The organism is Sphingomonas bacterium, from assembly GCF_903643035.1.
In the GTDB taxonomy this organism is placed as follows: domain Bacteria; phylum Pseudomonadota; class Alphaproteobacteria; order Sphingomonadales; family Sphingomonadaceae; genus Sphingomonas.
In genome coordinates this window covers 1-10,098 of sequence record NZ_CAHJWW010000089.1, presented here as the reverse complement: position 1 = coordinate 10,098, position 10,098 = coordinate 1, and the positions used below count along the sequence as shown (strand labels likewise).

Below are 10,098 nucleotides of genomic sequence, written 5' to 3'. Positions count from 1 at the left end.
GTCCTGCTGTGGCCGTTCGCGACGATGGACGAGTGGCTCCGGGCGCTGGGCGAGCCCAACCCGGTAGCGCTGGCGATCGTCGACGGCGCCGGGGCGGGAGCGAACATGCTCGTCACGATCGCCGGCGTGCTGGTGGCGGTGGTCCTCTACCGCGCGCTGTCGGGGGCGGACCCGCGCGCGAGCAGCGGCACGTGAGGCGCCGCGTCCGCCGGCAGCACGCCGATCAGGCGCGGGTCGGCGAAGGTCTCCAGCGTGCGACGGATCGCGACAAAGCCCTGCCGGCGGTAGAAGCCCAGCGCGCCCGGATGGTCGAGCGTGCAGGTGTGCACCCATAGCCGGGCGACGCCCGGCCGCCACGCGCGCGCCAGCGCCTCCGCCATCAGCCAGCGGCCGTGGCCCTGCCCGGCAAGTTCGGGCACCAGCCCGACATAGGACAGCTCGCACTCGCCCGCGTGGCGCAGGTCGAGTTCCAGCATCCCGATCTCGATGCCGGCGGGATCGACCGCGGCATGGACCTCGACGCCGGGATCGTGGACGATCGCCGCCAGCGCCGCATCGCTCATCACCAGCCGCGAGTACCAGAGCCACGGCGCCCCCACGCGGCGGAACAGCGTCCGGTACCGGTCGACGTCCGGCGCCGTCCAGCGCTTCAGCCGGAACCGGGACGGCGGGATCGGGCGCAGCGGCGGGCGCACGCGCATCTCGAGCGTGGTGACGACCGTCGCGACCTGGTCGGCGGGAACGGGGGAGAGGCCCATCGACGCTACGACCAGGTGGCGACCGGCGGCAGGCTCATCAGGATCGCATCGACGTTGCCGCCCGTCTTCAGCCCGAACGACGTGCCGCGGTCGTACACCAGGTTGAACTCGGCGTAGCGACCGCGCCAGGCATCGCGCGCCGCCACGTCGGCCGGGGTGAACGCCTCGTCCATCCGCGCGCGCACGATCCGCGGGTACACGTCGAGGAACGCGCGGCCGACGGCCTGCGTGAACGCGAAGTCCGCCGCGAAGTCGCCTTCCAGATGGTCGAAGAAGATGCCGCCGACACCGCGATGGACCTGGCGGTGCGGGATGTAGAAATACTCGTCCGCCCATTGCTTGTAGCGCGGGTAGTAGCCGGGATCGTGCGCGTCGCATGCGGCCTTCAGCGCGGCGTGGAACGCGTCGGTGTCCTCCTTGCGCGGCAGCGGCGGGTTCAGGTCCGCGCCCCCGCCGAACCAGCGCGTGGTGGTGGTGAGGAAGCGGCAGTTCATGTGGACCGCGGGGACGTGCGGATTGGCCATGTGCGCGACGAGGCTGATACCCGTCGCGACGAAGCGCGGATCCTCGCCCGCGCCACGGATCGTGCCCGCAAAGCCGGTATCGAGCACGCCGCCGACTGTGGAGACGTTGACGCCCACCTTCTCGAACACGCGCCCCTTCATCACGCCGCGCACGCCCCCGCCGCCGGGTTCGCCCGACGGATCGGCGCGGTCCCAGGCGATGGCGTCGAACGCGGCGTCCGATCCCGCGTCGCGCTCGATCGCCTCGAAGGCCGCGCAGATCGATCCGCGCAGCTCCTCGAACCAGGTGCGGGCGGCGGCTTGTTCGGTGTCGAGCGGAGGCATGGCGGCGCCCCTAGCGCAGGGCGGGCACGCCCGTCACCCGGCAAGCCTTGGGGAAACGCCGGCGGTCATCCTCCGGGCCAGCCTCCAACCTGCCGCAGCGCCTCGCCGAGCACGATCGCTCCCGCCACCGCGACGTTGAGCGAGCGCAGCCCGGGCCGCATCGGCACGCGCACCGCCAGGTCCGCGCGCGCATGCACCCGTTCGGGGACGCCCGCGCCTTCCGAACCCAGCAGCAGCGTGTCGTCGCTGCGGAAGGCGGCGTCGAACAGCGGCGTCGCCCCATTGCGCGTCGTCAGCAGCACGATCCGCGCCGGCACGGCCGCCACAAACGTCGCCCAGTCGACGTGCCGCGCCACGTCCGCCGACCGGGCATAGTCCATTCCGGCGCGCGCCAGCGACCGGGCGCCGAACGGGAAACCCATCGGCTCGATCAGGTCCAGCCCGACGCCCAGACAGGCGCCAAGGCGGATCAGCGTGCCGACGTTGCCGGCGATATCGGGTTCGTACAGGGCAAGCCGGATCATCGTCCGTGGGGTAACGCAGCCTGCCCGTCGCGCAAAATGCTGTTGGCAAATTGTTCCCCCGCCGTCTAGGAAGGCGGTGGTCGCCGCGACGATGGCAGGCCCGGCGGGCGCCGCAACGCCGATGGGACCGGTATCGTCGCCTCGCACGCGACCGGCATTTTCAGGGGCGTGGCTGAATGGCGACTGTCGACGACATGGTTCCTCCCGGTGCCGATCCGGACGCGTATGGCGACGAGGCGAACGATCCGCGCCGCCGCGACTTCCTGAACATCGCCGCCGTCGCCTTCATCGGCGTGGGCGCGCTGGCGGTGGTGCTGCCGCTCGTGAACCAGATGAGCCCGTCCGCCGACGTGCTGGCGCAGTCGACCACCGCGATCGACCTGTCGAAGATCGAGGCCGGGCAGGGCGTCGTCACCTCGTTCCGCAAGCAGCCGCTGTTCGTGCGCAACCTGATGCCCCGCGAGATCGCGGAGGCGAACGCGGTCGACATCACGACGTTGCGCGATCCGCAGACGCTGGCGCAGCGGACCAAGGCGGGACACGAGAACTGGCTCATCACGCTGGGGGTGTGCACCCACCTCGGCTGCATCCCGCTGGGCATCCACGAAGGCGAGAACCGAGGCAAGTACGGCGGCTATTTCTGCCCGTGCCACGGATCGCAATACGACACGGCGGCGCGCATCCGCCAGGGTCCGGCGCCTAAGAACCTCGCCGTTCCGGACTACAACTTCACCTCGCCGACGGCCGTGGTCGTCGGCGTCGCAGGATAACAGCCATGAGCTTTCCCTGGGCAAAGCACTACCAGCCGCGGCAGCCGTTGATGCGCTGGCTGGACGAGAAGCTGCCGGTGCCGCGGCTGATCTACAACGCGGTCGGCGCCGGCTATCCGGTGCCGCGCAACCTCAACTACTTCTGGAACTTCGGCGTGCTCGCGGGCGCGGCGCTGGGCATCCAGATCATCACGGGCATCGTGCTGGCGATGCACTATGCCGCCAACGCGGGCGTCGCGTTCGACTCGGTCGAGCACATCATGCGCGACGTCAACGCCGGCTGGTTCCTGCGCTATGCCCACGCCAACGGCGCGAGCATGTTCTTCATCGTCATCTACGTCCATATCTTCCGCGGCCTGTATTACGGATCGTACAAGGCGCCGCGCGAGATGGTGTGGCTGCTGGGCGTCGTCATCTTCCTGCTGATGATGGCCACCGCCTTCATGGGTTACGTGCTGCCGTGGGGACAGATGAGCTTCTGGGGGGCGCAGGTCATCACCGGCTTCTTCTCGGCGATCCCGCTGGTCGGGGAAAGCATCCGCGTCTGGCTGCTGGGCGGCTTCGCGCCCGACGACGCGGCGCTCAACCGCTTCTTCTCGCTCCACTACCTGCTGCCGTTCGTGACGGCGGCGGTCATCATGCTGCACATCTGGGCGCTGCACATCCCGGGTTCGAACAACCCGACCGGCGTCGACGTGAAGGGCGAGCAGGACACGGTGCCGTTCCATCCCTATTACACCGCCAAGGATGGTGTGGGTCTCGGCGTGTTCCTGGGCGTTTTCGCGGTCCTGCTGTTCTTCTTCCCCAACTTCCTTGGCCATCCGGACAACTACATCCCGGCCAACCCGCTCTCCACGCCCGCCCACATCGTGCCCGAATGGTATTTCTGGCCGTTCTACGCGATCCTGCGCTCGTTCACCGCCGACTTCATCCTGCCGGCGAAGCTGTGGGGCGTGCTGGCGATGTTCGGCTCGATCCTGCTGCTGTTCTTCCTGCCGTGGCTGGACTCCTCGCCGGTGCGGTCGAACAACTTCCGTCCCAAGGCGCGGATCGCCTTCTGGGTGCTGGTGGCGGACGTGCTGGTGCTGGGATGGGTCGGCGGATCGGAGGCCACGCCAACCTACGCCATATTGGGCCAGCTGACGTCGGCCTATTACTTCGCGCATTTCCTCATCATCCTGCCGATCATCTCGCGTTCGGAGCGTCCGCGGGCGCTGCCGAACTCGATCACCGAGGCGGTGCTGACGAACCATGGCGGCACCAGCCCCGGCCAGACGGCGCTGGCGTGAGGATCGCAGAGACAAGCTGACGGGCCGAGACAAGGGGCATTACGGAATATGGTTCGTGCAATCGCAGGCCTGGTGGGCGCCGCGTTCGTTTTCGTGCTGGCGCTCGCGCTGTTCGGCACGGTGCGGGACCGCATCAAGACGCCGCCCGTCGAGAGCGCGGCGGAGTGGGTGCAGCACCGGACGGAGGAGGAGACCGGCTCGCACCTGCTGAACGCCGGGCTGAAGTCCGCCGGCGTGTTCGGCAGCTTCGACCGGCAGCAGCTCCAGCGCGGGTTCCAGGTCTACAAGGAGGTCTGCTCGGCCTGCCATTCGATCCGGCTGGTGTCGTTCCGCAACCTGTCGGACCTGGGCTACAGGCCCGCCGAGGTGAAGGCGATCGCGAACCAGTGGGCGATCGAGCAGCCGTCGCCCAACGCCGATACCGGCGAGGCGGCGACGCGCAAGAACCTGCCGTCCGATCACTTCCCGCTGGTATTCGCCAACGACATCGCGGCGCGTGCCGCCAACAACAACGCGGTCCCGCCCGACCTGTCGGACATCACCAAGGCCCGACATGGCGGCGCGGACTATGTCTATTCGCTGGTCGGCCACGGCTATGTCGCGCAGCCGGCGGTGCTGCTGAAGGACTTCCCGGATATCAAGACGCCCAAGGGCCTATATTACAACCAGTATTTCGCCAATCTCAACATCGCGATGCCGCCGCCGCTGAAAAGCGAGGGGCAGGTCCAGTATAACGACGGCACCAGGGCGACCGTGCCGCAGATGGCGAAGGACGTCGCCGCCTTCCTAACCTGGACCGCGGAGCCAAGGCTGGAGAACCGCCATGCGGCCGGGCTGGCGGCGGTGATCTTCATTGCGATCTTCTGCTTCCTGGCATGGGGGGCCTATCAGAACGTGTGGCGCGACATAAAGCATTGAGGACCGCCGCCGGGTGACGCTCCATCCGGCACCGGCGGGTCGGTAGCGTCAGCGTCCGGCGCGCGCGCGCAGTACCGCCGCAAGGGGCGCGTGAGCGGTGCGCGCCCCCGCATCCGCCTCCGCCGACCAGCCCAGCAGGCCATTGGGGCAGTAGCGTCCGTCGTCCCAGCCGGGATGGTCGAGCACGGGGTACAGGCAAACGCCCTCCACCGGCACGCCCATCGCGATCGCCGCGTCCGCCTCGGCCAGCACATAGGTCAGCCAGTCCGCGCGCGCGTCGCCCTCGATGCCTGTCTCGGCGATGAAGATCGGTCGACCGTAGCGTTGCCAGCCGCTCGCCAGGATATGGCGCAGCGGGCGGGCGAGCGGGTCGTGCGGCGACAGCGGCGGGCCACCGTGAATCCACTGGTTGTTGTGGTAGAAGTTGATGCCGACCACGTCGAGGAGCTCGGGTCGTCCGCCGATCTGCGGCCAGGCGCGGCCGGCGATCATGTCCCAGCCCTGATACTGCGCCTGTCCGTGGCCGAGCGCGGCGGCGGCGTCCCACGGGCGGGCGGGGTCCGCGACCACGCGGATCGCGGGATCGGGGTGGACGAAGCGAGCGGCGGGATCGACCAGCAGGATCGCCTCCATCGCGGCGATGCTCGCGCGGGCGAGCTGGACCTTCAGCTCGTGGCCGCGCCCGCGCGCGAACGGGTTGAGGTACGCCGCGTCGCCGCCCGCCCAGGCGAGGAACGACACCTCGTTCACGGGCGCGTAGAAGCGCCGTTCGCCAGGCCCGGCCGGGCCGATATGCCGCGCGGCGGCGGCGGCGAAGGCGGCGAAGCGGACGCTGAAGGCGGCGGTCCAGACGTCGATGTCGTCCGGCCAGCCGTAATGCAGCAGGTCCCAGATCACCTGCGTCCCGGCCGCGCGGGCGGCGGCGAGCTGTGCGTCCAGGCTCGACCAGTCGTACCGGCCGGGCGCGCCCTCGATCAGGTGCCAGCGCAGGCCGTCGCGCACGGTCAGCAGTCCATGGGCGGCGAGCGCGCGGTAATCCGCCTCGGCATGAGTATCGTGGTGACTGGCGGCGATCACGTCCACCCGCGCGCGGTCGTGCGCGCGGCGGTGGCTGGAACATTCGAAGCCGCCCTGCACGAAGCTGCGAAACAGGTCGCCCGGCTTGGGCGGCGGCGGCCGCTCGGCGAGCACGTCCGCGATCAGGGCCTCCCACCGCGGGACCACGGCGGCGACGGCATAGTCCGCCTCTACCTTCGCTCTCAGCGCCGCGCCCAGCCGGCTTCGGAGCGCCGGCTCGTCCAGCAACCGCAGCAGCGCGGCGGCGATCGCGGGCGGGTCCTCGTGCGGCACGAACAGGCCGCTCGCGCCGTCCTCGATCTGTTCGGCCGAACCGTTGTCGCGCGTCGCCACCACCGCCAGCCCGGCCGCGCCCGCCTCCGCAATGACGTGCGGCATCCCCTCGCCGCGCGACAGCCAGCAGAAGGCGTCCAGCGCCGACAGCAGCCGCGGGACGTCGGCGCGGTCGCCAAGGAATTGCAGCGCGCCGCCAAGACCCCGCGCATCCGCCTGCGCGTACAGACCGGCGGCATAGTCGGGCATGAACGCGTCGGGGCCGCCGATCACGACGAACCGCGCGTCGGGACGGCGGGCGCGGACCAGAGCGGCGGCGGCGATGAAATCCTCCACCCGCTTCTTGGCGTCCAGCCTGCCGAGCCAGCCGATCAGCGGCACGTCGTCGGCGACGGCGAGTTCAGCCCGCGCGCCGGCGCGCGCCTCGACACCGGCGGCGGGATCGAACGCGGACAGGTCGACCATCGACGGGATGGCGATCGCATGGTGCTCGCGTCCCGGCATCCGGCCGGCGGCGGCATCGCGAATCGATGCGCAGACGCCGACATAGCGCGCGGTCAGATGCTTCGGGCCGGCCAGCGCCTCCGACACCAGCCCGCCATGCTCGATCAGCGGCGGCGGCCGGTGCAGGCGTTCGAGCGCGGGATAGATGTCGGCGACGTTCTGGCACGACACGACCACGTCATAGCCGGGGATCAGCTCGGCGAGGTAGGTGACGGTATCCTCGAACGTCAGGTGATAGGGCGTCGTGTCCACCGGCACGCCGGCGGCGGCAAGCTGTGCGTGCGTCTGCTCGGGCATGCCGTCGCGGCGGAAGCAGGCGACGACCTCGATCCGGTAGCGCGCGGCGTCGAGCGCCTGCGCCAGCAGCCGCACCTCTGTCTCCTCGCCGCCGACGACCAGCCAGGCGAAGACGAACAGGATGCGGATCGGGCGGGCGGGCGCCGGGATGTTTCCGGGGCGATCGTCCTCGTCCCGGCACGCCTCGTTCCGTTCGTTCTGAGCTTGTCGAAGCACTGGATTTCTCTCGTAGGATCGCAGGAACGGCGGCCCCTTCCGGCCGCCCGCCAGACCAGCCGCTCAGGACAGGCCCGGAGACCAGGCACTGACCTTATTCCCCGTGTTTGAACACGATCTGCAGGAACTCGGGCCGCTCCGCCACCAGCCGGGCGATGAAGCCGGGCGCGTCGTCGTAGGGGACGACGTGGGTGACGAGCTGCGCCCTGATCTCGGCCCCGCGCGACGCCAGCAGCCCGACCGTCTCGTTCGCCAGTCGCCGCCGGTCCCACTGGAAGCCTAGCCCGCGCGGCACGCGGTTGATCTGCGCGCACCGCAGGTTGAGGCCGTTGTGGTGGAACTCCTCGCCAAGCCGCAGCCGGTCCGCGCCGCCCTGGTAGAAGGCGAGGTCGATTACCGTCCCCTGCGGACGCAGCGCGCGCATCGCGGCGTGGAGCGAGCCGGCGTCGGCGCGCGTCTGGAACACGACGTCCGCGCCGCGGTCGTCGCCGCCGTGCAGCCAGCGCGCCTTGGCATGCGCCCACGCCTGATCCTGCGTCATGGCGGTCAACCCCAGGCATTCGGCGCGCAGCCGGCGGAAGGGGGAGGGGTCGGCGATCACCACCTCGCTTGCGCCCGCACGGGTCGCGAACAGCGCGGTCAGCATGCCGACGACGCCCGCCCCGATCACCAGCGCCGGCCGCCCGCGGATGCCGTCGCCCAGCGCCACGACGTTGGGACCGAGCAGCTCCGCGTCCGCATGCAGGATGCCGTTGGCCGCGATCGGCCCCATCTGCGCGACGTAGACCCCGAGCAGCGGGTCCATCCCCTCCGGCAGCTTCACGAGGAGATCGTGGAAGGGATCGGCGGTATGGCCGGTCTTGTGCCCGAAACTGGCGCCGACCACCTCGCCGGGCGTGAAATCGTCGACCCGGCTCTCGCGGACGCGCGCGCTTTCCATGTAGCCGAGAAACGGCACCGGATAGCGCGCGCTCGGCTCGCCCGGCACGAACACGCCGCGCCCCGCGTCCCAGCGCGAGTGGAGATACGGGTTGCTGTTCTTGACGAACGTCAGCTCGGTCCCGGCCGAGAAGCCGGTGTAGAGGAGATCGAGCCGCACCTGGCCGTCGCCGGGTGGACCCTCGTCGTAACCGAAGAAATAGCTTTGCCCGGGCCGTTCGACGCCCAGCGACCGGACATGCCGTACCTCAGACATGCGCCGCCGCCTCCGGCACCATCGGGCGGGCGGGGACAAGGTCGATCGCGCGGCCGAGGCGTGCCGACTGCTCGATCGCCATCGCCAGCCGCAGCGTCTCGACCGCATCGGCATAGGGGCAGCGGATGCGGTTCGCGCCGCCGCGCACCGCGTCGATGAAGTCGCGATCCTCATGCCATACGGGATCGCCGCGATTGCCGCGCACCGGCCGGCCGCGACCGATGTCGACCATCAGGTCATGGTCGGTCAGTTCGATCGCCAGCCTGTCGCCGAACAGGTGCAGGCCGACGCGGTGGTTCCAGCCAAGCAGGCAGGTCGACGCGAAATTGGCGATCGCGCCGCTCGCGAAGGTCAGCGTCGCGGTACTGGTCGTGGCGATGTCGAGCCCCGGATGGTCGGCGCGCGGCGTGAGCGAGGACTGGCCGTACACGCGCACGACCTCGCCGATCAGGTGGCGCGCAAGGTCGACCAGATGCGTGGTCTGCTCCAGCATCTGTCCGCCCGAACCGTCCTTGCGCCACCACCAGCGCGGCGGGGGGGTTGAGTCGAGCCAGTATCCCGACAGCAGCCGGGCGGGCGTCGCCGACAGCAGCGCGCGTACCTCGTCCACCGTGTCGAGATACCGCCAGTGATAGCCGACCGCCGTCACCAGCCCCACGCGCTCGACCGCCGCCGCCACGTCCTCCGCGGTGCCAAGGTCCAGCGCGACCGGCTTCTCGACGAAGAAGGGCAGGCCGTGCTCGATCGCCAGCCGCTCAGGCTCGCCATGCGCGAAGGGGGGCACGCAGATATACAGCGCGTCGAGGCCGCGGCCGTCCGCCACCATGGCGTCGACCATCGCCGTGCCGCCGTCGAACGCGCGCGCGCCGAACCGCGCCGCCGCCTCCGTCGCGCGCGCCATGTCGGTGTCCGCCACCGCGACGATCTCGACGTCGTCGAAACGCTCCAGCACCCCGAAATGGCGGTTGGCGATGCCGCCTGCGCCGATGAACCCGATCCGCGTCCGCTCCACGCCCGTTCCTTCCCGTTGTCGCCGCACGGCGGTATGCACCGCGCGGGTCTCGTCGATCATCCGTCCGGCGTCGAACAGCGTCCGTTGCCGCTCGCGCCCCGCGTCGCCCATCGCCGCCAGCGCCTCGCGGTCCGCCAGCAGGCCGATGACCGCCGCCGCGAACGCCCCGGGCTCGGGCGCGGCGAGCGCGCCGGTGATCCCGTCCGCCACCGCCTCCGCATTGCCCGGCACGTCGGTCGCCACCACGGGCAGGCCGGCGGCCATCGCCTCCAGCGCGATCAGCGGCAGCCCCTCGAACGCGCTTGGCAGCAGCAGCATGTCGGCGAGCGCGAACAGGCCGCCCACGTCGTCGCGCGGCCCCAGCATGCGGACGGTGTCGGCCAGGCCCCGGCGCGCGACCTCGCGCGCCACGGGCAG

At 70.6% G+C, this 10,098-nt stretch carries 9 protein-coding genes and 1 pseudogene; 4 read left to right on the top strand and 6 right to left on the bottom strand.

Annotated features, from left to right (window positions below; translation table 11 throughout):
* Positions 1-195: pseudogene (locus HUV01_RS07490) on the top strand (hypothetical protein); the annotation flags it as partial.
* Here HUV01_RS07490 and HUV01_RS07485 read toward each other — a convergent pair.
* The 3 genes from HUV01_RS07485 to HUV01_RS07475 form a co-directional block, all read right to left on the bottom strand.
* Positions 147-758, bottom strand: a complete 612-nt coding sequence (locus tag HUV01_RS07485) for a GNAT family N-acetyltransferase (RefSeq protein WP_174297671.1) — start codon at positions 756-758, stop codon at positions 147-149. The pseudogene HUV01_RS07490 and the gene HUV01_RS07485 sit on opposite strands and share 49 nt — an antisense overlap.
* 5 nt (positions 759-763) lie before the next feature.
* Complete coding sequence (gene hemF, locus HUV01_RS07480; protein WP_174297670.1) at positions 764-1,606, bottom strand: oxygen-dependent coproporphyrinogen oxidase; 843 nt, start codon at positions 1,604-1,606, stop codon at positions 764-766.
* Positions 1,607-1,671: 65 nt separating this feature from the next.
* On the bottom strand, positions 1,672-2,127 hold the full coding sequence (locus tag HUV01_RS07475; protein ID WP_174297673.1) for a tRNA (cytidine(34)-2'-O)-methyltransferase: 456 nt from the start codon (positions 2,125-2,127) through the stop codon (positions 1,672-1,674).
* A 197-nt stretch (positions 2,128-2,324) separates the two neighbouring features.
* Between HUV01_RS07475 and petA the strand changes: the two genes are divergently transcribed.
* Genes petA through HUV01_RS07460 form a run of 3 tightly spaced genes read left to right on the top strand, consistent with a single transcriptional unit; the run spans position 2,325 to position 5,107 of the window.
* Entirely contained in the window at positions 2,325-2,900 is a 576-nt protein-coding gene (petA, locus tag HUV01_RS07470; RefSeq protein WP_254606462.1) for a ubiquinol-cytochrome c reductase iron-sulfur subunit, read from the top strand.
* Positions 2,901-2,905: 5 nt separating this feature from the next.
* The gene (locus HUV01_RS07465) at positions 2,906-4,189 is read left to right on the top strand and encodes a cytochrome b (RefSeq protein WP_174297668.1); all 1,284 of its coding nucleotides are present in this window, start codon (positions 2,906-2,908) and stop codon (positions 4,187-4,189) included.
* Positions 4,190-4,237: 48 nt separating this feature from the next.
* The gene (locus tag HUV01_RS07460) at positions 4,238-5,107 is read left to right on the top strand and encodes a cytochrome c1 (RefSeq protein WP_174297667.1); all 870 of its coding nucleotides are present in this window, start codon (positions 4,238-4,240) and stop codon (positions 5,105-5,107) included.
* A gap of 48 nt (positions 5,108-5,155) precedes the next feature.
* Here HUV01_RS07460 and HUV01_RS07455 read toward each other — a convergent pair whose 3' ends face one another.
* The 3 genes from HUV01_RS07455 to HUV01_RS14930 all read right to left on the bottom strand — a co-directional run.
* Positions 5,156-7,474 carry a glycosyltransferase gene (locus HUV01_RS07455; RefSeq protein WP_254606461.1) on the bottom strand — a complete coding sequence of 773 codons (2,319 nt, stop codon included), beginning with the start codon at positions 7,472-7,474 and terminating at the stop codon, positions 5,156-5,158.
* A 94-nt stretch (positions 7,475-7,568) separates the two neighbouring features.
* Entirely contained in the window at positions 7,569-8,669 is a 1,101-nt protein-coding gene (locus tag HUV01_RS14935) for a zinc-dependent alcohol dehydrogenase (RefSeq protein ID WP_217430949.1), read from the bottom strand.
* Positions 8,662-10,098 (bottom strand): glycosyltransferase (locus HUV01_RS14930; protein ID WP_217430948.1); only part of this gene is annotated, 1,437 nt, incomplete at its 5' end. The genes HUV01_RS14930 and HUV01_RS14935, both read right to left, overlap by 8 nt.

Coding starts and splice junctions, on each gene's coding strand:
- HUV01_RS07485 (WP_174297671.1), bottom strand. CDS start 758: ATGGGCCTCTCCCCCGTTCCCGCCGACCAGGTCGCGACGGTCGTCACC.
- hemF (WP_174297670.1), bottom strand. CDS start 1,606: ATGCCTCCGCTCGACACCGAACAAGCCGCCGCCCGCACCTGGTTCGAG.
- petA (WP_254606462.1), top strand. CDS start 2,325: ATGGTTCCTCCCGGTGCCGATCCGGACGCGTATGGCGACGAGGCGAAC.
- HUV01_RS07465 (WP_174297668.1), top strand. CDS start 2,906: ATGAGCTTTCCCTGGGCAAAGCACTACCAGCCGCGGCAGCCGTTGATG.
- HUV01_RS07460 (WP_174297667.1), top strand. CDS start 4,238: ATGGTTCGTGCAATCGCAGGCCTGGTGGGCGCCGCGTTCGTTTTCGTG.
- HUV01_RS14935 (WP_217430949.1), bottom strand. CDS start 8,669: ATGTCTGAGGTACGGCATGTCCGGTCGCTGGGCGTCGAACGGCCCGGG.